The sequence below is a fragment of the Pseudomonas sp. G3-39 genome, assembly GCF_054790485.1.
In genome coordinates this window covers 4321653-4344790 of sequence record NZ_CP186497.1, presented here as the reverse complement: position 1 = coordinate 4344790, position 23138 = coordinate 4321653, and the positions used below count along the sequence as shown (strand labels likewise).

Sequence of the window (23138 nt, the reverse complement as noted above, 5' to 3'; positions counted from 1 at the left end):
AGGCTGGGCGGGTTGAAATGGGAGACAAACACGATGGATTTCTATACCGCTGCGCCCCCGACCCGCCAAGCCATGCCGATCCGATGAGCCTGACTATGCGGTCACTCAGTCTGTTGGCGCTGTGCTGTTTCAGTTCCGTTTCGTTCGCCGCCGACGTGCCCGGCAGCCAGGATTTGCAGATCGTGCCGCGTCTGGCCGATGCGCAGATCGTTGACTATCGCCCTCCTGTGGAGCTTGAGCGGATCTATCCGCTGGGCTCGATCCGCAAGATCAGCGGCCAGTTGCGCTTTGACGGCCAGGTCACGGCGCGCGGCCAGACCACTTCGGTCACCTACGAGTTGCCGCCTGAGCATTCCGCCACCGAAGCCTTCACCGCCGCCCGCGAAGCCCTGCAAAAGCAGGACGCCGAGTTGCTGTTCTGGTGCCAGGCCCGCGATTGTGGCGAAAGCAGCCTGTGGGCCAATGAAGTGTTCGGTAACGCCAAGCTCTACGGTGCCGATGAGCAACAGGCCTATCTGCTGTTGCGTCTGGCCGCACCGAAGGACAACACCCTGGTGGCGCTCTACAGCATCACCCGCGGCAATCGCAAAGCCTACCTGCATGTCGAACAGTTCGAAGCGGGCGCGCCGCTGGGCGTGTTGCTGCCGACCTCGGCCACGCTGTTGCGACAGCTCAAAAGTACCGGTGAACTGGACTTTCCCAAGCTGACCGGCGATCCGGATGACACCTGGTTACGACTGATTTCCCGTGGCTTGAACCTCGACACCACCCAACGCGTGACGATTGCCGGACCCAAGGCCGAGGCCTGGCGTCAGGCGCTGATCGGTCAGGGGGTGCGGGCGGCACGGATGGAGGCGGGGAGCGCCGACGGCTCTGGCCTGCGCATCGATCTGTTGCGGTAAGCTGCATCGGGCGTGCACGCGCGGCGTGTTCGCCTACTCTTTGACCGACTGACTTCTTCGAGACTGTACATGCTCAATAACGATCGGCTGTTGGTGCAAATCCTCCTGCTGGTGCTGTTCGGTGCCAGCCTGTGGGTGATGGCGCCGTTCTGGTCGGCGCTGTTCTGGGGCGCGGTGCTGGCGTTCGCCAGTTGGCCGCTGATGCGTCTGCTGACCCGCTGGCTCAATGGCCGCGAATCACTTGCCGCGGCCATTTTGACCCTGGGCTGGATGTTGCTGGTGGCGGCGCCACTGGTGTGGCTCGGGTTCAACCTGGCCGATCACGTGCGCGATGCCACGGCGTTCATCAAGGATGTGCAGGTCGATGGTCTGCCGGAGGCGCCGGTCTGGCTCGGCAGCGTGCCATTGGTGGGCGAGCGGCTGGTGGGGATCTGGAACAGCATTGATCAGCAGGGCGCAGCGCTGATGGTGTCGATCAAACCGTATCTGGGGCAGGTCGGTAACTGGTTGCTGGCGCGCAGTGCGCAGATCGGCGGCGGGATTCTCGAGCTGACCCTGAGCATTGTCTTTGTGTTCTTTTTCTATCGCGACGGGCCGCGCTTGGCGGCATTTGTGCACGGTCTGCTGCAGCGCCTGATTGGTGAGCGTGCCGGGTATTACATCGAGCTGGTGGCCGGCACCGTGCAGCGGGTGGTCAACGGGGTGATCGGTACGGCGGCGGCGCAGGCGGTTCTGGCGTTGGTCGGGTTCCTGATTGCCGGGGTTCCGGGGGCGCTGGTGCTGGGGATCGTGACCTTTCTGTTGAGTCTGATTCCGATGGGGCCACCGTTGGTGTGGATTCCGGCCACGGCCTGGCTGGCCTGGAAAGGTGAATACGGGATGGCGGTGTTTCTCGGGATCTGGGGGACGTTCATCATCAGTGGCGTGGATAACGTGTTGAAGCCCTATCTGATCAGCCGCGGGGGGAATCTGCCGTTGGTGATTGTGTTGCTTGGGGTGTTTGGCGGGTTGATCGCTTTTGGGTTTATCGGGTTGTTTATCGGGCCTACGTTGTTGGCGGTGGCCTATAGTTTGTTGACGGATTGGAGTAAGAGTCAGGCTCGGGTTTAGGTTGGACTTGGCGGCCTTAGGGCCGACCAGGTTCCTGGGGGGGGGGGGGTGAATATCCGTTTTTTTGGGTGTTGCGGCTGGCGGTTTCGCCCTTACGGCGAGTCACTTTTGCAGACGCCCAAAAGTAACCAAAACGCTGGGCCCCGGCGTACGGCCCTCGCTTAGGCTCGGGTTCCTTCGTTACGGTGTTCATCCGGGGGCATCGCCTCCGGTTTGCTTCGCTGCACCTCCTCTCGATGTGTTTGGCTGCGCCAAACGGTCGCTGCGCTCCCACCCCCGGATAAACCCCTCCACTCAGCCTGCCGAAGGGGCCGGCACGGCAAGATCAAGAGCTTTCGGCGAGCTGACACTCGACCATTTGAGTGGTGAAGAGCGAGGCGGTGCACTATCTCGCTCTTCTGGAGGAGTGAGCCTGCTCGCCATGGCGGCCTTATAGCCGGCCAATTTCCAACTGAATAAACCCATTCCCACTGTGGGAGCGGGCTTGCTCGCGAAGGCGGCCTTATAACCAAACAATCTCCAACTGAATGCACTCCATCCAACTGTAGGAGCCAGCCTGCTGGCGATGAGGCCTTCTCAACCAACTACTCTCTTCCCGCTGTACCCAAATGACCGTTCCCACACCGCTGCATGGAAACGATCACCCATCACCCCATCAACTCAAGTCGCCACATTCAGGTACTTGCCCACCGACGCAGCATTGTCCAGCGAGTACTGTTTGCTCAAGTTGGCAATCATCCGGTTCAGCGCTTCGCTGGTGGTCTGGGTACTGGTGGTCTGTTCTTCGGGCGGGCGATCCCGACCTGCCTGTAGCGCCGCTTTCAGTTCGTCGCTGTTCACGCCGCCACTGCTGTCGCTGTCCAGTACCTTGAGCAATGCAGCGCTGGTATCAGTGCTACTCGTCGAGGCGCTGTCGCTGCTTTGCAACGCGCTGCTCAGTTCGGTCTCGCTGATGCTGCCGTCGCCATCGGCATCCAGTTGGCTGAACAGTTCGTCGCTCGAGGCTTGTTGCGGCGGTGGTGGCGGTGGTGGGGTGAGGCTGGCGGTGAGTTCGTCCTGGCTGACGGTGCCGTCCTTGTTCTTGTCCAGGGCCGAGAAGATTTGGTTGCTGTCGGCGCTGCTGCCGGCGCTGGTGAGGCCGTTGCGCAGTTCGTCGCTGCTGATGGCGCCGTCGCCATCGGCGTCGAGGGCGCTGATCAGGGCGTCGGCGAGGTCGGTGTTCGGTGCTTGATCCTGCGGAGGCGGCGGAGGCGCCATCGCGGTCATTTCTTCGGCACTGAGGCTGCCGCTGTCGTCGCTGTCCAGATCGCCGAATTGCTTGCTCAGGTTGACCAGCAGGCCATCGTCGGATTTCTGCGACAGAGCACTTTTCAGTTCGTCCTGATCCACCGCGCCGTCGCCGTTGCTGTCGAGTTTGGCGAACAGTTCCTTTTGCAATTGCTGGCTGCGGGCGTTCTGGGTGGTGCTGCTGGTGCTGGTATAGCTCGTGTAGTTGCTGACGCTACCGATCATGGGCTCACTCCTTGGACTGTAAAACCGGTGGGTGTACCGGCTTGTGCAGACTCAAGGGGCAAGATGTCCTGGGTGTTTTGGCTTTGTACCGGTGGGTATACACGATGGAGTGAACACCATTGAAACCTGTGGGAGCGGGCTTGCTCGCGAAGGCGGCCGATCATTCAACACAGAAGTCGACTGACACACCGCTTTCGCGAGCAAGCCCGCTCCCACGGTGGATAGGTGTGTTTCTTAAGTGCGCGGTAGGCGGATGATTGCGGTCAGGCCGCCACCCGGGGTTTCTTCCAGATTCAACTGGCCACTCAAACGCTGCGCTGCCTCGCGGGCGATGGTCATGCCTAGGCCGACACCGCCGGAGTTGCGGTTGCGTGAGCCTTCCAGGCGATAGAACGGTTCGAACACCGCCTCGCGTTTGTCTTCGGCAATCCCCGGGCCGTGGTCGATCACGCGGATCAGCAGTTGCTCGCGTTGATCCTGCAGTTCGATGCGCGCCTGCCCTGCATAGCGCAGGGCGTTGTCCATCAGGTTGTTGATGCACGAGCGCAGCGCCATCGGCTGCACCTGCAGCGGTGCGCAATGGCCGCTGACTTCAACGTCTGCACCTTGATCCTGAGCGTTCTCGCACAACGATTCGACCAGCGCCTGCACGTCCATCAACTGCAACGCTTCGCTGGTGCGCTGTTCGTGCAGGTAGGTGAGGGTGGCGTCGAGCATGCCGATCATGTCGTTGAGGTCTTGGCGCATCTGGCCTTGCAGTTTGTCGTCGTCGATTTTTTCCAGACGCAGCTTCAACCGCGACAGCGGCGTGCGCAGGTCGTGGGAGACGGCGCCGAGCATGCGTGCTCGCTGCTGCACCTGTTCGCGGATGCGTTGTTGCATCAGGTTGAAGGTGTGCGCCGCTTGTCGGGCTTCACGCGGGCCGGATTCGTCCAGCGGCGGGCTGTCGAGGTTTTCGCTGAGGCGTTCGGCGGCGTCGCTCAGGCGCTGGATCGGCCGGGTGAGCAGTTTGGCACCGTACCACGCAGCGATCATCAGCGAGATGAACTGGAAAGTCAGCGGCACCAGCGGCCCGCCGAACCACGGACGCGGCGGGCGATGGGCGAAACGTGGATCCGGCGGCGGCCGCTGACCGTCGACGCCCGCGGCAAATTCCGGCGGGGGTGGCGGTGGGGGTGGCCCATAGTGATGAAACCAGGCAAAGGCCAGCAGGTGCGCCAGGACGATCGCCACGAACAGCATGCCAAACAGGCGGCCGAACAGCGTGTCGAAGCGCGCTCGCATCAGCCGATGTCTCGCGCGTCGAACAGGTAACCTTCACCGCGCACGGTTTTGATCAACTGCGGGGCTTTCGGGTCGTCGCCGAGTTTTTGCCGCAGGCGCGACACCAGCAAATCGATGCTGCGGTCGAACGCTTCGATCGACCGGCCACGGGCGGCATCCAGCAGTTGTTCGCGGCTGAGTACGCGGCGCGGGCGTTCGATGAAGACCCAGAGCAGGCGGAATTCGGCGTTGGACAGCGGCACTACCAGGCCATCGTCGGCGATCAACTGCCGCAGCACGCTGTTCAAGCGCCAGTTGTCGAAGCGGATGTTGGCGCGCTGTTCGGTACGGTCATCGCGTACCCGACGCAGGATGGTCTGGATCCGCGCCACCAGCTCCCGTGGCTCGAACGGTTTGGCCATGTAGTCGTCGGCGCCCAGTTCCAGGCCGATGATGCGGTCGGTGGGTTCGCAGCGGGCGGTGAGCATCAGGATCGGGATGTCCGATTCGGCGCGCAGCCAGCGGCACAGCGACAGGCCGTCTTCGCCGGGCAGCATCAGGTCGAGCACCACCACGTCGAAATGCTCGGCCTGCATCGCCTGACGCATGGCCGCGCCGTCGGTGACGCCGCTGGCGTGGATGTTGAAACGCGCGAGGTAGTCGATCATCAGCTCGCGGATCGGCACATCGTCATCGACGATCAGCGCACGGATGCTCCAGCGCTTGTCGTCTTTCTGCTCATCAGTCACGGTGGTCTGGGTGTTGTGCATGGGGCTGTTCATCTGCCAGTAGGCCGCCAACCACAAAGATGGGCTGCGAGGTGGTGGTTTCAGCATAGGCGTCCTGCCGTGAGGCGGGAAGTGCTGATGTAAGGACGTGTTGCGGCTGGCGAGGCTAGCGCGGGCGCTTGTTGGCGGCGTGTCGGTTGTGTATCGGATTCGACACAATAGCCGCGAGCGCTATGCTGATCACGTTTGCGGCGACGATTTACCGATCATCGGGTGCCGCGCTGGCGCCGCTTCCGCTACAATGCGCGCCGATTTCGACTTGCCTGAGAGCCCATCCATGTCCGCCTGCCAGACTCCTATCATCGTCGCCCTGGATTTCCCCACCCGTGACGCCGCACTGAAGCTGGCCGACCAGTTGGACCCGAAACTGTGCCGGGTCAAAGTGGGCAAGGAACTGTTCACCAGTTGCGCCGCGGAAATCGTCGGCACCTTGCGTGACAAAGGCTTCGAGGTGTTCCTCGACCTGAAATTCCACGACATTCCCAACACCACCGCGATGGCCGTGAAAGCCGCGGCCGAGATGGGCGTGTGGATGGTCAACGTGCATTGCTCCGGTGGCCTGCGCATGATGGCGGCCTGCCGTGAAGAGCTTTCCAAGCGCAGCGGCCCGCAACCGCTGCTGATCGGTGTGACCGTGCTGACCAGCATGGAGCGCGAGGATCTGGCCGGTATCGGTCTGGATATCGAACCGCAGGAGCAAGTGCTGCGTCTGGCTGCGCTGGCCGAGAAGGCCGGGATGGACGGTCTGGTGTGCTCGGCGCTGGAAGCCACCGCACTGAAGTCGGCGCACCCGTCGCTGCAACTGGTGACCCCGGGGATTCGCCCGGCGGGCAGTGCGCAAGATGACCAGCGCCGTATCCTGACCCCGCGTCAGGCGCTGGATGCCGGTTCCGATTACCTGGTGATCGGCCGTCCGATCAGTCAGGCGGCGGATCCGGCCAAGGCACTGGCGTCGGTCGTGGCCGAAATCGCCTAAGCAACACCGAAGATCCAAATGTGGGAGCGAGCCTGCTTGCGAATAGGGCGTGTCAGTCGAATTCCTTGCCGACTGATCCACCGCTTTCGCGAGCAGGCTCGCTCCCACATTGGTTTCTGAGTGGTCTTAGATTTTCAGCACCAACTTGCCGAAATTCTCCCCGCTGAACAGTTTCATCAGCGTCTCCGGAAAGGTCTCCAGACCTTCAACGATGTCTTCCTTGCTCTTGAGCTGCCCTTTGGCCATCCAGCCGGCCATTTCCTGCGCGGCACCGGCGTACTGCGCGGCATAGTCCATCACCACAAAGCCTTCCATGCGCGCACGATTGACCAGCAGTGACAGGTAGTTGGCCGGGCCTTTGACCGCTTCCTTGTTGTTGTACTGGCTGATGGCGCCGCAGATCACCACCCGGGCTTTCGGCGCCAGACGGCTGAGCACAGCGTCGAGGATCTCGCCGCCGACGTTATCGAAATACACATCAACGCCTTTCGGGCACTCACGCTTGAGTCCGGCCAGCACGTCTTCGTGCTTGTAATCGATAGCGCCGTCGAAGCCCAGTTCATCGATCAGGTATTTGCACTTGTCGGCACCACCGGCGATGCCGACGACCCGGCAGCCTTTGATCTTGGCGATCTGTCCGGCAATGCTGCCCACTGCCCCGGCAGCTCCCGACAATACCACGGTGTCGCCGGCCTTCGGTGCGCCGACGTCGAGCAGGGCGAAGTAAGCGGTCATGCCGGTCATACCCAGCGCGGACAGATACACCGGCAGCGGCGCCAGTTTCGGATCGACTTTGTAGAAACCTCTGGGCTCGCCAAGGAAATAATCCTGCACGCCGAGGGCGCCGTTGACGTAGTCGCCGACTGCAAAGCCCGGGTTGTTCGAAGCGATGACCTGGCCCACGCCCAAGGCGCGCATGACTTCACCGATTTCTACCGGCGGGATATAGGACTTGCCCTCGTTCATCCAGCCGCGCATGGCCGGGTCGAGGGACAGGTATTGGTTTTTCACCAGTATCTGACCAGCGCCCGGTTCGCCGACTGGGACTTCCTGGTAGGTGAAGGTCTCACGGGTCGCAGCCCCCACCGGGCGTTTGGCGAGGAGGAACTGGCGATTGGTCTGACTGGTCATGGCAGGCACTCGAACTGAATGAAGCCTTGTTGATAGACCCTCGAGGCCAATGCTGCAAGGTCGGCTGATGTGGCGAATGCGCAATGATCCAGTGCAGTGATAGTGGCCCACAGGCTTTTATCACTGCGACGGATGAAGGCATAAACAGCCTTCTGATAGTGCTGACTCGGGACGGGCCCCGGTGACTATGCTGCGAGTCTGCAAATCCCTCCTGAATCTCTCCCTTCGAGGACATAACAATGAGCATGACGTTTTCCGGCCAAGTGGTCGTAGTCACCGGAGCGGCCAACGGTATCGGCCGGGCGACCGCCCAGGCGTTCGCCGCCGAAGGTTTGAAAGTGGTGGTGGCCGACCTGGACACGGCAGGGGGCGAAGGCACCGTGGCGCTGATTCGTACAGCCGGCGGCGAAGCGACCTTCGTACGCTGCAACGTTACCGTCGAAAGCGAAGTGAAGAATCTGATGGACGAGGTGATCAATACCTACGGTCGCCTGGACTACGCCTTCAACAATGCCGGGATCGAAATCGAGCAAGGCAAACTGGCCGACGGCTCGATGGACGAGTTCGACGCGATCATGGGCGTCAACGTCAAAGGCGTGTGGTTGTGCATGAAATATCAGTTGCCGCTTTTGCTCGCTCAGGGCGGCGGAGCGATCGTCAACACCGCGTCGGTGGCGGGCCTTGGCGCGGCGCCGAAGATGAGCATTTATGCGGCGTCGAAACACGCGGTGATCGGTCTGACCAAGTCGGCGGCGATCGAATACGCGAAGAAGAAAATCCGCGTCAACGCCGTGTGCCCGGCGGTGATCGACACCGACATGTTCCGTCGCGCTTACGAGGCTGACCCGAAGAAAGGCGAGTTCGCCAACGCGATGCACCCGGTGGGGCGCATCGGCAAGGTCGAGGAAATCGCCAGCGCCGTGCTGTATCTGTGCAGCGATGGCGCGGCGTTTACCACCGGTCATTCCTTGGCCGTGGATGGCGGCGTCACGGCTTTCTGAGGCCGAGTGGCAAGACTCTGTAACCCGCCTCAGTGCGGGTTTTCCTGTTGCTGGGCGCCCGTTCCGTTAAACCGCTAAACAATGTGTATCAAACGGTTAGAACGGCTGCTTTTGACGGCGTTGTCGCACAGCCTGAGCGACGCGGCTGTGATTTACTGCCGCCAGCAAAATGGACAGGAGTTTGCGTGCTCATGGAATTGAGAATTGACCGACAGGCAATGGTGCCGGTCGTACAGCAGATTGTTGATGGCATGACTGAGTGGATCTCGCGAAGCGGTGTGGCGCCGAGCACGCGTTTGCCCTCCGTCAGGCAGATTGCGCGCTCCAATCTGCTGAGTCAGTCGTGTGTGGCCGAGGCCTGCGAACGGCTGGTGGCGCAAGGCGTTCTGGCCCCGCGTCAGGGCGCCGGGTTCATGGTGGCCGCGCAGGGCCGTGGGGTGATCGGGATTGACTGCGGGCAGGCACACGGCGGGTTGAAACTCGGCGAGGGAGGCTTGCCGCAGAGCTGGCGTGAATCCGACGACCTGAGTTATGCGATCCGTCAGGTAGCCCGTACCGACATGGCGAGTCTGTTCAATTACAGCAGCCCGCTGGGGCTGCCGGCGTTACGCGAGCAGATCGTCAAACGCCTCAGGCTGATCGGCGTCGAGGCTCTGGATGAACAGGTGCTGACGACCTCCGGTGCGAGCCAGGCGCTTGATCTGCTCGCGCGCACATTGTTGAAGGCCGGTGACTGCGTTGTCGTCGAAACCCCGGGCTATGCGCCGCTGTTCGAGCTGTTGCGCCTGTACGGCGTGCAGTTGCTGGAAGTGCGCCGCACGCCGAGCGGGCCGGATCCCCAGGCGCTGGAAGCACTGTTGCGGCAGTTCCGGCCGGTCGCGATGTTCATCAACAGTCACCACCACAATCCCACCGGCTCTTGCCTGACACTTGGCGTTGCCCAACAGATCCTGCGGTTGTGCAACGCTCACGATGTGCGAGTGATCGAGGACGATGTCTACGCCGACCTGCACAATGGCAATGGCACACGCCTGGCGGCACTCGATGAGCGAGTGATCTATGTCGGCAGCTTTTCCAAGACACTGAGCAGCTCGCTGCGCGTCGGGTTTGTCTACGCCGAGCCAGCGCTGATAGCACGGCTGGGGCGAATCAAGATGATCAGTAGCATGGGCGCTTCGAGTTTCAATGAGGCGGTGCTGACCAGTCTTCTGGCCAATGGCGCCTATCGCAAAATGGTCCAGCGCCAGCGTCAACGGTTGAATACCGATCGGGTCGCCGCGTTGCAGGCGCTGGAAGACGCCGACTGGGAGGTCTTCGGTAAGCCGTGTGGCGGCCTGTTCATCTGGGCCCGTGCCCCGCTGGGCGATACTGGCCGCTTGCACAGTCAGGCGCAGTGCAATGGTGTCAGCCTTTGCGACCCGGGGGCCTTCAGTCCGAGTGGCGAACCCAGTGAGTGGCAGCGGATCAACGTGGCCTATGCCTGTGATCCGAGGGCCCGGCAGTTTTTTCGCAGTACCGGTGTGAATCGACCTCAAGCGTTCTGAAAACGACGCGTGCGTAGCTTTTTGCCATTATTCCGACGCCAGAGACTTGTGCTGCTCCATGGCCGTTGCGAATCTTCGGCAACAGACTTTGGCAGGGGACTACGCGCAATGATTTCCGCCGTGCAAGGACGTTTTGCCAACCTCGGTATGGCGAAGAAACTGGGTATCGGGTTCGTGCTGGTGCTGCTGTTGACTGCGCTGGTGGCTGCCATTGGTGTCTGGTCCCTGCAGACCATCAGTCAGCGCTTCGATGGACTGAAGCAGATGTCGTCGCTCAACAGTGCACTGCTCAAGGTGCGGCTGCTGGAGCAGGACTATGCGCTGCACAGCAATCCGAAAACCGTCGATGCCTTGCACGAAGGCGTAGACGGTTTGCTGGCTCAGGCCGCGCAACTCAAGGCGCAGTCCCCGGCCAACGTGGCGGTGATGAGCGATGTCGAACAGGCACTGGGCGCTTATCGCAAGGCTTTCGATGAGTTTGTCTCGCTGACCCAGGCCAAGGATCTGGCGCTGGAAATGGCCAGTTGGTCGGTGTCCAGCGTGGCCAATAACCTGGACGTACTGCAGGCCGGTCTGGCCGATGATGGCGCGTATACCTTGAAGGACACCGAAGGCAAGGACGGCGCACAGTTCATCGAACAGGCCAGCCAGGTCAGCCAGGTGTCGCGGCTGATGTTGCAGGCGATGAACGAGGCGCGGGTTCGTCTGGATCAGAGCCGCAAGGGCGATGCCGACAGTGCCGGCAAGGGCAATATCGAGCAGGCCGCCCAGGCGCAGGCTCAGGCCGAGCAGTTGAAGACCACGGTCAAGGATGAGGGCTATCTGACGGTACTCAATGAAGTGTCCGGGCACATCGCCGGTTTCAACGACAAGCTCGCCGAGTACACCGGCCTGCTGGCCCAGGAAAAAACCGTCTACGAACAGTTGCACCAGCGTGCGGCGCAGGTGATGGAGCGCGTGGATCAGGCGTATGGCGCCGAGGACGGCGCGATGCAGGCGGAATTGAAGAAGAACTCGGCGTTGATCATCGGTTCTTCGGCGCTGGCGTTGCTGGTGGGGCTGATTGCCGCGTGGCTCATCACCCGGTTGATCGTCGCGCCGCTGCGCAGTGTGATGCGGGTGGCGCAACAGATTGCGGCGGGGGATTTGAGTGCGAGGGTGGAGGTCACCCGGCGTGATGAGATCGGGCAACTGATGCTGGCGATGCAGCAGATGGGCACTGGGCTGAGCACGATCGTCAGCGGTTTGCAGGCGGGCATCGAGCAGTTGGCCAGTTCCGCGCAATCGCTGTCGGCGGTAACCGAGCAGACCAACCTTGAGGTCAACAGCCAGAAGGAAGAGACCGAGCAAGTGGCCACGGCCATGAACCAGATGACCGCCACCGTGCATGACGTGGCGCGCAATGCCGAGGAAGCCGCGCTGGCCGCACAAACGGCGGATGCCAAGGTCGAGAGCGGGCAGCAGGTGGTGCGCCAGAGCATGGTGCGGATCGAGCAACTGGCGGATTCGGCGACATCAGCCAGTTCGAGCATCGAAAGCCTCAGTGCGCAGATCCAGAACATCGGTACGGTGCTGGATGTGATCAAGAGCGTTGCCGAGCAGACCAATCTGCTGGCGCTCAACGCCGCGATCGAGGCGGCGCGGGCCGGGGAACAGGGCAGGGGCTTTGCGGTGGTGGCTGATGAGGTTCGCGCGTTGGCGCGGCGTACGCAGCAATCGACCGAGGAGATCGAGCGGCTGGTCAGTGCTTTGCGTTCGGCAGCGCATTCGTCGGTGCAGCAGATTCAGAGCAGTGGTGACTTGGTGAAGCTGGCGGTCAGTGATGCGCTGCAGACCGAGAGTGCGCTGGGCAGTATTGCGGCGGCGGTTTCGTTGATTCAGCAGATGAATCAGCAGATTGCGGCGGCGGCGGAGGAGCAGAGTTCGGTGGCTGAGGAGATCAATCGCAGTGTGACGAGTATTCGTGCGAGTGCGGATCAGTCTTCGATGGCGATGCGGGGGAATGCGGTTTCGAGTGTTGAGCTGGCGCGGTTGGGAGGGGAGCTCAAGGGGATGGTTGGGCATTTTCGGCTTTGACTTGGCGGCCTCTGGGCCGACCAGGTTCTTGGGGTTTTGGGTGAATATCCGTTGCTGCGGTAACGGCTTCTTATGGTTCCGCTCTTACAGCGGCTCACTTTTCCAGACGCCGAAAAGTAAGCAAAAGGCTTGGCCCCGGCGTTCGGCCCTCGCTTAGGCTCGGGTTCCTTCGCTCCGGGATTCATCCGGGGGCATCGCCTCCGGTTTGCTTCGCTGCACCTCCTCTCGATGTGTTTGGCTGCGCCAAACGGTCGCTGCGCTCCCCCCCCCCCGGATGAACCCCTCCACTCAGCCTGCCGAAGGGGCCGGCACGGCAAGATCAAGAGCTTTCGGCGAGCTGACACTCGGCCATTTGAGTGGTGAAGAGCGAGGCGGTGCACTATCTCGCTCTTCTGTAGGAGTGAGCCTGCTCGCGAAGGCGGCCTGACAGCCGACCAGTTTTCTAACTCACTCACCCTATCCCACTGTGGGAGCTGGCTTGCCAGCGATGGCGGCCTGACAGCCGACCAATCTCCAACTGAATAAACTCATGCCCACTGTGGGAGCGGGCTTGCTCGCGAAGGCGGCCTTACTGCCAACCAATCTCTAACTGAATGTTCGCAATGGCAGTCAGCCCACCCCCCACAAAAAAGCCACCTCTCGGTGGCTTCTCTTAACTCTCGACCATCAGTCGTAAATCACTTTCTTCTTCCAGTCCGCATCGGCTTCGACTTCTTTGAGGCCTTCGGTCAACTGGTTCACTTCGCCTTCAACCGGGGCAATCTTGTCCATGACCTGGGCATTGGCGCGGGCCAGGAGTTTTTCCAGGTATTGCAGTTGTTCCGAGTACATCTGCGGGTCTTGCTGTTTGCGCAGGTATTGCACGCCGCGTTCGAAGGCGAGGCGGGCCTGGCCGGGTTGGTTTTGTTGCAGGGATTGTTGGCCGAGGTTGTTGAAGAATTCGATGTGCAGCAGGACCAGGATGTGGCGGACTTCCTTGATCCAGTGTTTGGCTTCGTTCGGTGGCAGGAAGCCGTCATGGGCGGCGCGGGTGATCTGGCCGTGCAAGGCTTCGAGCAGGAAGCGGACGTCCTTGGCTTTGGCTTCGGTCAGGATCGGTGCCGGCGGGTTGTTGACCGGGATCGATTCGCCTTGGGCCACCAGTGCGCTGAGTTCGGTGATCCTTGCCTTGGTCGTGGCGCTGGTTTTTTCCAGGTTCAGCAGGCGCTGGCAGACGTTCAGCTCCAGACGGGTCAGCAGCAGCTTGAGTGCCGGGGTCATGAACTGGCCGGGGAAGGTTTCGGTCAGCTCACCGCAGCGGCGCAGGCGGTCGTTGAGTTCGACTTTGGTGCGGGCCTTCTCCAGTTTGTTGTTTTCCACCACATGGTTCATGTAGCCAATGGCGATCAGAATTGCGATCCCGGCTATGACTAGCAGGGTGATCATGAGTGGTGTCACCGGTAAGACCTCTTTATAGGGTTCGCATGCGAGTGTAGTGGCTGGACATTCAGGCGCCCAGCGCCGCTCGACGAGTTGATTCAGCAGCTTCTGTCTATATCGGCTGCCCACTGCTTATATGAATGCTGGCGCAAGGTGCGCAGATTGCCATCATTGTGTTGCGGACTATAACGCCTTGGCGGGTGGCGGAATATAGGCGTCAATCGTCGGGCGACGGAAAAGCCCGAATGCTCCCGTAAAGCAGGTCGAAGTCATTGATTTAAATAAATTTATATTCGGGGGTTGACGACCTCTCAAACCATCCATAGAATGCGCGCCACTTGCAGCGTAAAGCACACAGCGAAACGCGGCAGGGAGTGAATGTTGTAGCGTGTCCCCTTCGTCTAGTGGCCTAGGACACCGCCCTTTCACGGCGGTAACAGGGGTTCGAGTCCCCTAGGGGACGCCAATGCGGGAATAGCTCAGTTGGTAGAGCACGACCTTGCCAAGGTCGGGGTCGCGAGTTCGAGTCTCGTTTCCCGCTCCAATTTTAAACAGCACTGCTTTCGGGCGGGGCTGAGTGAAACCAGAACCAAGTCTTCGGATGCGGGTCTGGACACCGAAACACACACCATGTGTTCCGGGTAGCGTGTCCCCTTCGTCTAGTGGCCTAGGACACCGCCCTTTCACGGCGGTAACAGGGGTTCGAGTCCCCTAGGGGACGCCATTTGCGGGAATAGCTCAGTTGGTAGAGCACGACCTTGCCAAGGTCGGGGTCGCGAGTTCGAGTCTCGTTTCCCGCTCCAAATTCTAAAAGCGCCGCTCAGTGAGCGGCGTTTTTATTAGTGAAAGTTGTAGCCTGTCCCCTTCGTCTAGTGGCCTAGGACACCGCCCTTTCACGGCGGTAACAGGGGTTCGAGTCCCCTAGGGGACGCCATTGCGGGAATAGCTCAGTTGGTAGAGCACGACCTTGCCAAGGTCGGGGTCGCGAGTTCGAGTCTCGTTTCCCGCTCCAATTTCACAAAAACGCCGATCAGTGATGATCGGCGTTTTTGTTTGTGCAGCGTTTTGTACGCAACAAAAAAGGACCTTCGGGTCCTTTTTTGTTTTCACGTCAGGCCCGCTGAAGCACGGGCCCATGCCTTATCAGAGCTTCGGTAGCTGGCCGACACGGCCCATCATCTCAGTGACGATCTGCAGGTCGAGCAGGAACTGGTCAACCGTCTTGAACTCGCCATCGGTATGCCCGGTGTATTTCACTTCAGGCCGGGCCAGGCCGAATTGCACGCCGTTCGGCAGTTCATGCACCGAGGTCGCGCCGGCAGACGTGCCGAACTCGTGCTTCATGCCGAGGTTTTCAGTGGCCACCGCCAGCAGTGCCTTGACCCATTCGCCTTCCGGATTGCGGTACATCGGTTCGGCGATCGAGTAAGTGAAGTCCACGGCAACGTGGGATTTCTTGCTCCAGGCCGCCAGTTTGTCAGCGATTTGCTTCTTCAGCACTTCTGGCGATTTACCCTTCGGCACGCGCAGGTTGACTGCCAGTTTGAAGGCTTTGTCGTCCACGCCGACGTAGGTCAGCGAGGTGGTCAGCGGACCCATGAACGAATCGGAGAAGTCCACGCCGAGTTTTTTACCCAGATAATCCAGGCCCCAGTTGGTGGACGCATAGCGTGCAGCGTCGGTGATCTGGTTGTGCTTGAGCGCCACCTTGCCGTCGAGGCTGTTGATGAAGTCGAGCATCCGCGCGACCGGGTTGACGCCGGACTCGGGTTCGGAGGAGTGCGCTGACACACCGGTGACGCTCAGCTTGACGTCTTTGCCGTCAACCTTGGCCGCGACTTCGAAGTCACCACCGTGTTTTTTCGCGTATTCGCTGCCGGCTTTCTGCAGACTCGCAGCCAGTTGCTCAGGCTTGTCGGTGACGAGTGTCGCCACCGAAACCGATGGAATCTGGTTGGTTGCCAGGCCGCCGGTCATCGATATGATTTCTGCGCCGCTGCCTTCAGCCTTGCGCAGCGGGAAACTGGCCATGACCGTGCCGTAGCCTTTCTCGGCAATGACCACCGGGTAGCCACCGTCCAGCGCCATGTTGTAGTTCGGCGTCGGGTTGTGTTCGAAGTAATACGGGATCGCGTCGCCGGTGGTTTCTTCGGTGGTGTCCACCAGCAGTTTGAAGTTGCGTGCCAGCGGCAGCTTTTCTTCCTTGATCACTTTCATCGCGTACATCGCGACGACGATGCCGTTCTTGTCGTCCTCGGTGCCGCGACCGTACATGCGGTCGCCGATCAGCGTGACTTTGAACGGGTCGAGTTTGGTGCCGTCCTTCAGCACCCAGTTTTCCGGGGTGACCGGCACCACGTCGGCATGCGCGTGAATGCCCACGACTTCGTCGCCGCTGCCGTCGAGGGAGATTTCATAGACGCGGTTGTCGACGTTGCGGAACTTCAGGTTGAACGATTCGGCCAGGTTCTTGATCTTTTCGGCGATCTTGATGAACTCAGGATTGTCGTGCTGGGCCACGCCTTCTTTCTGGAAGGTCGGGATTTCCACCAGTTCGCGCAGGGTCTCTAGGGCGGCTTTGCCGTACTTGGCGCGGGTGTAGATGCCCAGCAGGCGATTGATCTCGTTCTGTTGCTCGGCGGTCAGGGTCTTGTTGTCGAGAAAACCATTGATCGCCGGGGCGAGGTTGTCGGTCTTGCTCAGATCGCTTTTCGCTACGGCACCGAGAAACTGACGAAAATCGCTGGCCGTCGTATCGCTGAAGGTCTTAAGGATCGCAGCACTTTGCTCAGGGGTGATGTTGGCCTGGGCAGGCAGGGTGAACGACGAAAGACTGGCCAGAGCCAGGCTGGCAGCGGCCAGTCGCTTGAGAGAAAAATTCATTGCGGTGGGCATTCCTTTGCAGGCAGTTGAGTGGAAGTGTTTGAAAGTTGAAACAAATCTTTTCCAAACTAACACCGCGAAGGTGTTGAAGGGGAGCCCCTGAAGTGGGATCCGTCGCACAGAAATGCAAAAGCGGCGCACAAACGAAAAAGGCCCGAGCAGTGTGCAACTGACCGGGCCTTGTCTTTGGGTGTCGTTTTTACATCGACAGCACCAGCCTGCCGGCGAACAGAATCAGGATCACGCCCATGCTGCGCTCGAACCAATGGCCCATGCGCATGAACAGGGTGCGTACCCGGCTGCTGGAGAAAAACAGCGCGACGATCACGAACCACAGCGCATTGACGAAGCACATCCACACCCCGTACAGCGCCTGAATATTCAGCGGGGTGCTGGCGCTGATGATCGTGGTGAAGATCGCCAGGAAGAACAGCGTGGCCTTGGGGTTGGTGGCATTGGTCAGAAAACCGGTGCTGAACGCCTTGAACAGCGACTGCTCGACCAGCGGTTCGTCAGCGCTTTTTTCGCCTTCGAGCGTGGTCTTCGGTTTACTGCGGATCAGGCTGATGCCGAGGTAAAAGATGTATGCGCCACCGATCACCTTGGCCACCGTCAGCAACCACGGCGTGGTGTGCATCAGGGCGCCAACGCCGAGCAAGGTGTAGAGAACGTGAACGGAAATGCCGGCGCCGATGCCCAGTGCGGTGCAGATGCCCACCAGTCGGCCGAAGCGCACGCTTTGGCGAATGGTCACGGCAAAGTCCGGGCCGGGAGCGACCACGGCCAGAAAGTGAATGGTGGCCAGCGCCAGAAATTCGCCCAGGTAGTTCGATAACATCTCAGCTCCAGAAGGTCAGGGGTGAAGCATTGCCGCGATAGCCGACAAAGAACGAAAGGCTCAGACGCGGATCCGCCACGCCCGGGGTCACCGAGTGCATGCAGCGCGAATTGAACATGATGAAATCGCCGGGCTCCGGCCGCACTTCCAGGGTCGGTGGGCCGAGCAGCGCCGGGTCGATGCCGTAACTGTCGCCACGCATCTGGTCGAACTGATCCGGGGTGATGTCGTCGTCCCACATCTGCAGTGCGCCGCCCTCGGTCGGCATGTTCAGGTACACGTTGCAGGCGAACTGCGCCTCCAGGCTGCGGGCCTGAAAGCTGTCCGGGGCGTCCTTGGCGAAAATGTCGTGGTGGGCGAGGAAGCACACGCCGGGTTTGACCACCCGCGACAGGCCGACATACATCTTGCGGCCATAGAGGTTTTCCAGATGCGCGCCGGCCGGCCACGACTCGTCGAGCATGCAGCGCAGGGTGTCGACCGGCGAGGAATAGGGCGCACAGCGCTCGCGCAGTTCGGCGATGTTGCGGGTGGCGCGCTCGAAGTAGTCCTCGATCAGCAGCGGCTGGTTTTCCGCCTCGTAAAACGCCATGCCGATCCGGCCGATGCTCGGCGCGTTGATGTAGCCCTCAAAGCCCGGTGCAAGAATCTTGTCGCCAATCTCGATCGCCAGCGGCTCGGGCAAGAAGCCTCTGACGCGGATGGCGAGGACTTCTTCGTTGGCCAGTTTTTTTATGCACGTCTCATCGAGACGCTCGACGTCTAGCATCATTGTTTTTAGGTCCATCTATCGATAGTCAACGGAACCGGCGAGTGCGGTTCCCCCGGCGTCGGACGCTGTGCGGAGCAGCGCCCGAGAAGCTTAATCCACGCTGTAGTGGACGGATAACGTGCCTTTCTTCTGCGAAAGCGAGGCGATCGTGACTGCGCCCAAATCCTTCAGGCTGCGTACATGGGTGCCACCGCAGCCATAGGCCGGCAGCTCGCCAAAACCGATTTCCCGCGCGCCTTCGCGCAGTGAGGTCAGGCGCGGCAGATCGTGTTCGATCCACTGACTGATACCGTGTTGAACGGTTGTCGCGTCGACTTCCTGGGCGGCATCGCCCGGCTTGAATTGCACCCGGCCTTCGTCTGGCCAGTGGTGTGCCTTGATCGGCGTCCAGCCCATGGCCTGCACGAAATGCCCGATCAGGTGCCCGGCCGAATGCATGCGGGTGTTGTAGCGGCGACGTTGTTCATCCACGTGAATACAGGTCATGCCGGGTTTTACCGGGCGATCGACGTAATGCACGATCCGGTCAGGCTCCTGCACCACGCGCAGCACTTGGCTTTCGCCGATCATGCCGGTGTCACAAGGCTGACCACCGCCTTGCGGATGAAACAACGTGGCGCGCAGCACCACGGCAAATTCGTTCTCGTGGGGCGTGCAGTCGAGGACTTCCACATTAGCCTTGAGGTCATCACTATGGAAAAAGAGGCGAAGCGTCATATTCCATGCCCTTATTAAAGTGTCTGTTTTTATTATATGAATCGTGCAATAACGTGATAATCCGTTCAAACATCAAAGGACTTGTGCGCTGTGAGCATCAATCTTCCGCTGCCACTGCTCGGTGAAATGGCGATCTTCGTCAAGGTCGTAGAGACCGGCAGTTTTTCCGAGGCGGCCCGCCAGTTGGGCTCGTCGCCGTCGGCGATCAGTCGCAGCATTTCCCGGCTGGAAAAGGCCCTGGCCACGCGTTTGCTGCAGCGCACCACGCGCAAACTGCGCTTGAGTGACGGTGGCGAGGAAGTGTTCAAGCGCTGTCAGGAGATGGTCAGCGCCGCCAAATCGGTGATGGAGATCAGTGGGCAGTTCACCCACGAGGCGGAAGGGCTGGTGCGGGTCAGTGTGCCGAAAGCGGTCGGGCGTTTCGTGATTCATCCGCACATGCCCGAGTTTTTGCGGCGTTATCCGAAAGTCGATGTCGAGTTGCTGCTGGAAGACCGTCAGGTTGATCTGATCGACGATCATGTCGACCTGGCGATTCGTATCACTGACCGTCCACCGGCCGGTCTGGTCGGACGGCAGTTGCTGACCATCGACCATTTGCTCTGCGCCACCCCGCAATACCTGGCCGAACACGGCACGCCGACCCACCCGCATGACTTGCTCAATCACAGCTGCATCTATCTGGGGGAAACCCCGAGCGATGCACGCTGGAAATTCAAGAAGGGCAGCAAAGCGGTGACCGTCGGCGTACGTGGCCGTTATGCCGCCAACCATACGGGCGTGCGGCTCGGGGCAGTGTTGCAGCACATTGGTATTGGCAGCCTGCCGTACTTCACCGCGCGTTATGCGCTTGAGCAGAAGTTGATCGTGCAGGTGCTGCCGGAGTGGACGTTCCTCGCGTCCTACCACGGTGGTCTGTGGTTGCTGCATTCGCCCACGCGCTACCTGCCGCCGAAGCTGCGGGTATTCATCGATTATCTGGTGGAGTGCCTGGAGAAGGAGCCGACGTTGAGCAAGCCGGGCAAGGCGGGGGCGCCGAATAATCTGGCGCTTGCGTATGAATTGCCGGAGAGCGAGGGGCTGCTTTAAAAGCAAAAGATCGCAGCCTGCGGCAGCTCCTACAGGAATCACATGTATTCCCTGTAGGAGCTGCCGAAGGCTGCGATCTTTTGATCTTCAAACCATTAAATCAGTGCTTGCTGTCCTGAGCAGACATCGCCAGCAACTGTTTTTCCTGATTCCAGTCGAACGGTTCGTCGTTCTGTTCGGCCTCGTAGCGACGTTCTTCCAGTGCCTGATACAGGTCGATTTCTTCATCGGACAGGTAGTGCAGGCAGTCGCCGGCGAAGAACCACAGCAGATCCCGTGGAATCAGGTGGGCAATTTGCGGATAACGGGTAATCACTTGGGTCAGGATGTCCTGGCCCAGGTACTGGCTTTCGATCGGATCGATCGGCAGGGACGCCAGCAGTTCGTCAAAGCGCTCCAGGAACAAGGCATGGCTTTCTTCGGGAACCTGTTCGGCCTCACCTACGGCGACCAGGATACTGCGCAGGTGGTCGAGCAAAACCAGATGATCGGCAACGACGTTGGACACGAGATAAGTCCTCAAGAGCAAAACGGGCGCGGGAGTATAAAGCTCTCGCGCCCGTTTTTCACAAATAAACAGCTACACGGTCGTCGGCATCAGCGGACTTTGCCCTCAGCCTGCTTCAGCTCTTCCTTGTCGAAATCATCGACGTCGATCACCTTGCGCCGTGCTGCTTCGGCATCGCGCAGGGTCTGTGCTTCCTGCGGTTGCAGCACCCCGGCCTCCAGTGCGGCGTCGATGGCGTGTTCGCCAGCCACCGGTTTGACCTGACCACTCTTGAGCGAGGTGTGCAGTTTTTTGTGCAGCGGTTGGGCGGCATTCAGCAAATCGCTGGCGTGTTGCAGGGCACCGACGGCATCGTCGGCGGACTGCGGGCGATAGCAGCCGGCGATCAGTTCTTCGAGGGTCGGATCGCCTTTGGCACGACCGATCACCGCTGCCACTTCGGCGCCGAGCTTGTCCGACGGGCCTTTATGGCGACGTCCGAACGGGAACACGATCACCCGCAGCAGGCAGCCAAACACTTTGTTCGGGAAGTTGCTCAGCAGCTCATCCAGCGCCCGTTCCGACTGGCCGAGGCTTTCTTCCATGGCCCAGCGGAACAGCGGCTCCATATGCGCCGGCGAATCCAGGTCGTGATAACGCTTGAGCGCAGCGGAGGCCAGATACAGGTTGCTCAACACATCGCCAAGACGTGCGGACAGGCGTTCCCGGCGCTTCAGTTCGCCACCCAGCAACATCATGCTGAAGTCCGCCAGCATGGCGAAAGCCGCTGCCTGACGGTTGAGTGCACGGAAGTAGCCCTGACTGATCCTGTCCCCGGGTGCATGTTCGAAGTGGCCGAAGCCCAGGTTCAGCACCAGGGTGCTGGCGGCGTTGCCGACGGCAAAACCGATGTGCTTGAGCAGCAGGCCATCGAATTCTTTCAGTGCCTGTTCTTTGTCTTCGCGGCCAGCGAGGGCCATTTCCTTGAGCACGAACGGATGGCAACGAATGGCGCCCTGACCGAAAATCATCAGGTTGCGCGAGAGGATGTTCGCGCCTTCCACGGTGATGAAGATCGGTGCGCCGTTCCAGCTGCGTCCGAGGTAGTTGTTCGGACCCATGATGATCGCCTTGCCGCCGTGCACGTCCATGGCGTGGGTGATGCACTCGCGGCCGCGTTCGGTCAGGTGATACTTGAGGATCGCCGACAGTACCGATGGTTTCTCGCCCAGATCCACCGCGTTGGCGGTGAGCATGCGCGCGGCGTCCATCATCCAGGCGTTGCCGCCGATGCGCGCCATGGCTTCCTGAATGCCTTCGAAGGCCGACAACGGGACGTTGAACTGCTCACGAATCTGCGCGTATTGACCGGTCACCAGACTGGTGAATTTGGCCGCGCCAGTGCCGACTGCCGGCAGCGAGATCGAACGCCCGACCGACAGGCAGTTCATCAGCATCATCCAGCCCTTGCCGAGCATTTCCTGGCCACCGATGAGGTAGTCCAGCGGGATGAACACGTCTTTGCCCGAGTTCGGGCCGTTCATGAACGCGGCACCCAGTGGCAGGTGACGACGGCCGATTTCCACTCCCGGTGTATCGGTGGGGATCAGCGCCAGACTGATGCCGAGATCTTCCTTATCGCCCAGCAGATGCTCCGGGTCATAAGCCTTGAAGGCCAGACCGAGCAGGGTCGCGACCGGGCCGAGGGTGATGTAGCGCTTTTCCCAGTTCAGGCGCAGACCGATGACTTCCTGGCCTTCCCATTCACCTTTGCAGATGATCCCGGTGTCCGGCATGGCGCCAGCATCAGAGCCAGCCAGCGGGCCGGTAAGGGCGAAGCACGGAATGTCGTCGCCACGGGCCAGCCGCGGCAGGTAATGATTGCGTTGCTCATCGGTGCCGTAGTGCAGCAGCAGTTCGGCCGGGCCGAGGGAGTTGGGCACCATCACGGTGGAGGCGAGGTCGCCACTGCGGGTCGCGAGTTTCATTGCTACTTGCGAGTGGGCGTAGGCGGAAAAGCCCTTGCCGCCGAATTCCTTGGGAATGATCAGGGCGAAGAAGCCGTGTTCCTTGATGTGGCTCCAGGCTTCTGGCGGCAGGTCCATCGACTGGCCGATCTGCCAGTCAGTGACCATCGCGCAGAGTTCTTCGGTGGGGCCGTCGATAAAGGCCTGTTCCTCTTCGCTCAGTTGCGCTTTCGGGTAGGACAGCAACTTGTCCCAGTCCGGACGCCCGCTGAACAGCTCACCGTCCCACCACACGGTACCGGCATCGATCGCGTCGCGTTCGGTCTGCGACATCGGCGGCAGGGTTTTCTGGAACCAGTTGAACAGCGGCGCGGTGAAGTGTTTGCGGCGCAGGTCAGGCAGCAACAACGGCGCGGCCACCACAGCAAGCACGACCCACAACACCAGCAGCAACCAGCCCGGGGCATGGCTGAAAATGCCCATCGCCAGCAGGTATACGGCGACGATACCCAACGCGGGCAGGGGGGCGATGCGGCGGTGGGCGAGATACGCCACACCGACGATCAGAACCAGTATCCACAACAACAGCATATGTAATCCTCCGTGAACCAAGGCAAACCGACCCTCCAGAGCTTAGACGGCATCTGTAAAACGGGGTGGTCA

General features: G+C 60.7%; 18 protein-coding genes, 6 tRNA genes and 1 pseudogene. 14 read left to right on the top strand and 11 right to left on the bottom strand.

Features of this window, described 5'->3' with window-relative positions; genetic code table 11:
* Window positions 1-95 precede the first annotated feature (95 nt).
* Both ACOYXG_RS19460 and ACOYXG_RS19455 read left to right on the top strand, forming a co-directional pair.
* Window positions 96-902, top strand: a complete 807-nt coding sequence (locus ACOYXG_RS19460) for a DUF4892 domain-containing protein (RefSeq protein ID WP_027612317.1) — start codon at window positions 96-98, stop codon at window positions 900-902.
* Window positions 903-971: 69 nt separating this feature from the next.
* Window positions 972-2012 (top strand): AI-2E family transporter, encoded by a 1041-nt coding sequence (locus ACOYXG_RS19455; RefSeq protein ID WP_027612318.1) that lies wholly within the window; start codon window positions 972-974, stop codon window positions 2010-2012.
* Window positions 2013-2672: 660 nt separating this feature from the next.
* Here ACOYXG_RS19455 and xopAW read toward each other — a convergent pair.
* The 3 genes from xopAW to ACOYXG_RS19440 form a co-directional block, all read right to left on the bottom strand.
* Window positions 2673-3524, bottom strand: coding sequence for a XopAW family type III secretion system calcium-binding effector (gene xopAW / locus ACOYXG_RS19450; protein ID WP_460353460.1), 852 nt, complete (start codon window positions 3522-3524; stop codon window positions 2673-2675).
* Between the two features lie 234 nt (window positions 3525-3758).
* Window positions 3759-4808 carry an ATP-binding protein gene (locus ACOYXG_RS19445; RefSeq protein WP_115989137.1) on the bottom strand — a complete coding sequence of 350 codons (1050 nt, stop codon included), beginning with the start codon at window positions 4806-4808 and terminating at the stop codon, window positions 3759-3761.
* Window positions 4808-5557 (bottom strand): response regulator, encoded by a 750-nt coding sequence (locus ACOYXG_RS19440; protein WP_041073744.1) that lies wholly within the window; start codon window positions 5555-5557, stop codon window positions 4808-4810. The genes ACOYXG_RS19445 and ACOYXG_RS19440 overlap by 1 nt, the downstream gene beginning before the upstream one ends.
* A gap of 295 nt (window positions 5558-5852) precedes the next feature.
* Here ACOYXG_RS19440 and pyrF point away from each other — a divergent pair, with 295 nt between their 5' ends.
* Window positions 5853-6551, top strand: a complete 699-nt coding sequence (gene pyrF, locus ACOYXG_RS19435) for an orotidine-5'-phosphate decarboxylase (protein WP_007968913.1) — start codon at window positions 5853-5855, stop codon at window positions 6549-6551.
* A 126-nt stretch (window positions 6552-6677) separates the two neighbouring features.
* Here pyrF and ACOYXG_RS19430 read toward each other — a convergent pair whose 3' ends face one another.
* The gene (locus ACOYXG_RS19430) at window positions 6678-7682 is read right to left on the bottom strand and encodes an NADP-dependent oxidoreductase (protein ID WP_027612322.1); all 1005 of its coding nucleotides are present in this window, start codon (window positions 7680-7682) and stop codon (window positions 6678-6680) included.
* A 239-nt stretch (window positions 7683-7921) separates the two neighbouring features.
* Here ACOYXG_RS19430 and ACOYXG_RS19425 point away from each other — a divergent pair, with 239 nt between their 5' ends.
* The 4 genes and pseudogenes from ACOYXG_RS19425 to ACOYXG_RS19410 all read left to right on the top strand — a co-directional run bounded on the left by ACOYXG_RS19425 (window position 7922) and on the right by ACOYXG_RS19410 (window position 12303).
* Window positions 7922-8683, top strand: a complete 762-nt coding sequence (locus tag ACOYXG_RS19425) for an SDR family oxidoreductase (RefSeq protein ID WP_027612323.1) — start codon at window positions 7922-7924, stop codon at window positions 8681-8683.
* A 191-nt stretch (window positions 8684-8874) separates the two neighbouring features.
* A complete protein-coding gene (locus tag ACOYXG_RS19420; RefSeq protein WP_285373759.1) occupies window positions 8875-10227 on the top strand; it encodes an aminotransferase-like domain-containing protein in 1353 nt (450 codons plus the stop codon).
* Window positions 10228-10335: 108 nt separating this feature from the next.
* A pseudogene (locus ACOYXG_RS19415) lies at window positions 10336-11394 on the top strand (methyl-accepting chemotaxis protein); the annotation flags it as partial.
* A gap of 27 nt (window positions 11395-11421) precedes the next feature.
* Window positions 11422-12303, top strand: coding sequence for a methyl-accepting chemotaxis protein (locus ACOYXG_RS19410; RefSeq protein ID WP_371917821.1), 882 nt, complete (start codon window positions 11422-11424; stop codon window positions 12301-12303).
* A gap of 666 nt (window positions 12304-12969) precedes the next feature.
* Here ACOYXG_RS19410 and ACOYXG_RS19405 read toward each other — a convergent pair.
* A complete protein-coding gene (locus tag ACOYXG_RS19405) occupies window positions 12970-13728 on the bottom strand; it encodes a hypothetical protein (protein WP_171061878.1) in 759 nt (252 codons plus the stop codon).
* Window positions 13729-14112: 384 nt separating this feature from the next.
* On the opposite strand from ACOYXG_RS19405, the gene ACOYXG_RS19400 reads away from it, so the two are divergent.
* The 6 genes from ACOYXG_RS19400 to ACOYXG_RS19375 all read left to right on the top strand — a co-directional run bounded on the left by ACOYXG_RS19400 (window position 14113) and on the right by ACOYXG_RS19375 (window position 14734).
* Window positions 14113-14188 (top strand) — tRNA-Glu (locus ACOYXG_RS19400).
* Window positions 14189-14190: 2 nt separating this feature from the next.
* Window positions 14191-14266, top strand: a tRNA-Gly gene (locus ACOYXG_RS19395).
* Window positions 14267-14370: 104 nt separating this feature from the next.
* Window positions 14371-14446 (top strand) — tRNA-Glu (locus ACOYXG_RS19390).
* Between the two features lie 3 nt (window positions 14447-14449).
* Window positions 14450-14525: transfer RNA gene (locus ACOYXG_RS19385), tRNA-Gly, on the top strand.
* 55 nt (window positions 14526-14580) lie between these two features.
* Window positions 14581-14656, top strand: a tRNA-Glu gene (locus ACOYXG_RS19380).
* Between the two features lie 2 nt (window positions 14657-14658).
* A tRNA-Gly gene (locus tag ACOYXG_RS19375) sits at window positions 14659-14734 on the top strand.
* Between the two features lie 131 nt (window positions 14735-14865).
* On the opposite strand, the gene ACOYXG_RS19370 is transcribed toward ACOYXG_RS19375, so the two are convergent.
* The 4 genes from ACOYXG_RS19370 to ACOYXG_RS19355 all read right to left on the bottom strand — a co-directional run bounded on the left by ACOYXG_RS19370 (window position 14866) and on the right by ACOYXG_RS19355 (window position 18932).
* The gene (locus ACOYXG_RS19370) at window positions 14866-16605 is read right to left on the bottom strand and encodes a dipeptidase (protein ID WP_096797797.1); all 1740 of its coding nucleotides are present in this window, start codon (window positions 16603-16605) and stop codon (window positions 14866-14868) included.
* 199 nt (window positions 16606-16804) lie between these two features.
* Window positions 16805-17443 carry a LysE family translocator gene (locus tag ACOYXG_RS19365; RefSeq protein ID WP_096797798.1) on the bottom strand — a complete coding sequence of 213 codons (639 nt, stop codon included), beginning with the start codon at window positions 17441-17443 and terminating at the stop codon, window positions 16805-16807.
* A 1-nt stretch (window position 17444) separates the two neighbouring features.
* A complete protein-coding gene (locus tag ACOYXG_RS19360) occupies window positions 17445-18215 on the bottom strand; it encodes a 2OG-Fe(II) oxygenase (protein WP_414889439.1) in 771 nt (256 codons plus the stop codon).
* 90 nt (window positions 18216-18305) lie between these two features.
* On the bottom strand, window positions 18306-18932 hold the full coding sequence (locus tag ACOYXG_RS19355; RefSeq protein ID WP_096797799.1) for an alanyl-tRNA editing protein: 627 nt from the start codon (window positions 18930-18932) through the stop codon (window positions 18306-18308).
* 90 nt (window positions 18933-19022) lie between these two features.
* Between ACOYXG_RS19355 and ACOYXG_RS19350 the strand changes: the two genes are divergently transcribed.
* A complete protein-coding gene (locus ACOYXG_RS19350; protein WP_027612331.1) occupies window positions 19023-20021 on the top strand; it encodes a LysR family transcriptional regulator in 999 nt (332 codons plus the stop codon).
* Between the two features lie 100 nt (window positions 20022-20121).
* Here the strand turns inward: ACOYXG_RS19350 and ACOYXG_RS19345 are convergent, their stop codons facing one another.
* Both ACOYXG_RS19345 and ACOYXG_RS19340 read right to left on the bottom strand, forming a co-directional pair.
* A complete protein-coding gene (locus ACOYXG_RS19345) occupies window positions 20122-20529 on the bottom strand; it encodes a PA2817 family protein (RefSeq protein ID WP_007967565.1) in 408 nt (135 codons plus the stop codon).
* A gap of 89 nt (window positions 20530-20618) precedes the next feature.
* The gene (locus ACOYXG_RS19340) at window positions 20619-23066 is read right to left on the bottom strand and encodes an acyl-CoA dehydrogenase (RefSeq protein ID WP_460353450.1); all 2448 of its coding nucleotides are present in this window, start codon (window positions 23064-23066) and stop codon (window positions 20619-20621) included.
* Window positions 23067-23138: the final 72 nt, after the last annotated feature.

What these genes read in the sequence shown, in the direction of transcription:
- ACOYXG_RS19455 (WP_027612318.1), top strand. Translation starts at nt 972, where the DNA reads ATGCTCAATAACGATCGGCTGTTGGTGCAAATCCTCCTGCTGGTGCTG.
- ACOYXG_RS19420 (WP_285373759.1), top strand. Translation starts at nt 8,875, where the DNA reads ATGGAATTGAGAATTGACCGACAGGCAATGGTGCCGGTCGTACAGCAG.
- xopAW (WP_460353460.1), bottom strand. Translation starts at nt 3,524, where the DNA reads ATGATCGGTAGCGTCAGCAACTACACGAGCTATACCAGCACCAGCAGC.
- ACOYXG_RS19460 (WP_027612317.1), top strand. Translation starts at nt 96, where the DNA reads ATGCGGTCACTCAGTCTGTTGGCGCTGTGCTGTTTCAGTTCCGTTTCG.
- ACOYXG_RS19440 (WP_041073744.1), bottom strand. Translation starts at nt 5,557, where the DNA reads ATGCACAACACCCAGACCACCGTGACTGATGAGCAGAAAGACGACAAG.
- ACOYXG_RS19410 (WP_371917821.1), top strand. Translation starts at nt 11,422, where the DNA reads ATGCTGGCGATGCAGCAGATGGGCACTGGGCTGAGCACGATCGTCAGC.
- ACOYXG_RS19445 (WP_115989137.1), bottom strand. Translation starts at nt 4,808, where the DNA reads ATGCGAGCGCGCTTCGACACGCTGTTCGGCCGCCTGTTTGGCATGCTG.
- ACOYXG_RS19370 (WP_096797797.1), bottom strand. Translation starts at nt 16,605, where the DNA reads ATGAATTTTTCTCTCAAGCGACTGGCCGCTGCCAGCCTGGCTCTGGCC.
- ACOYXG_RS19355 (WP_096797799.1), bottom strand. Translation starts at nt 18,932, where the DNA reads ATGACGCTTCGCCTCTTTTTCCATAGTGATGACCTCAAGGCTAATGTG.
- pyrF (WP_007968913.1), top strand. Translation starts at nt 5,853, where the DNA reads ATGTCCGCCTGCCAGACTCCTATCATCGTCGCCCTGGATTTCCCCACC.
- ACOYXG_RS19365 (WP_096797798.1), bottom strand. Translation starts at nt 17,443, where the DNA reads ATGTTATCGAACTACCTGGGCGAATTTCTGGCGCTGGCCACCATTCAC.
- ACOYXG_RS19405 (WP_171061878.1), bottom strand. Translation starts at nt 13,728, where the DNA reads ATGATCACCCTGCTAGTCATAGCCGGGATCGCAATTCTGATCGCCATT.
- ACOYXG_RS19340 (WP_460353450.1), bottom strand. Translation starts at nt 23,066, where the DNA reads ATGCTGTTGTTGTGGATACTGGTTCTGATCGTCGGTGTGGCGTATCTC.
- ACOYXG_RS19360 (WP_414889439.1), bottom strand. Translation starts at nt 18,215, where the DNA reads ATGATGCTAGACGTCGAGCGTCTCGATGAGACGTGCATAAAAAAACTG.
- ACOYXG_RS19430 (WP_027612322.1), bottom strand. Translation starts at nt 7,682, where the DNA reads ATGACCAGTCAGACCAATCGCCAGTTCCTCCTCGCCAAACGCCCGGTG.
- ACOYXG_RS19425 (WP_027612323.1), top strand. Translation starts at nt 7,922, where the DNA reads ATGAGCATGACGTTTTCCGGCCAAGTGGTCGTAGTCACCGGAGCGGCC.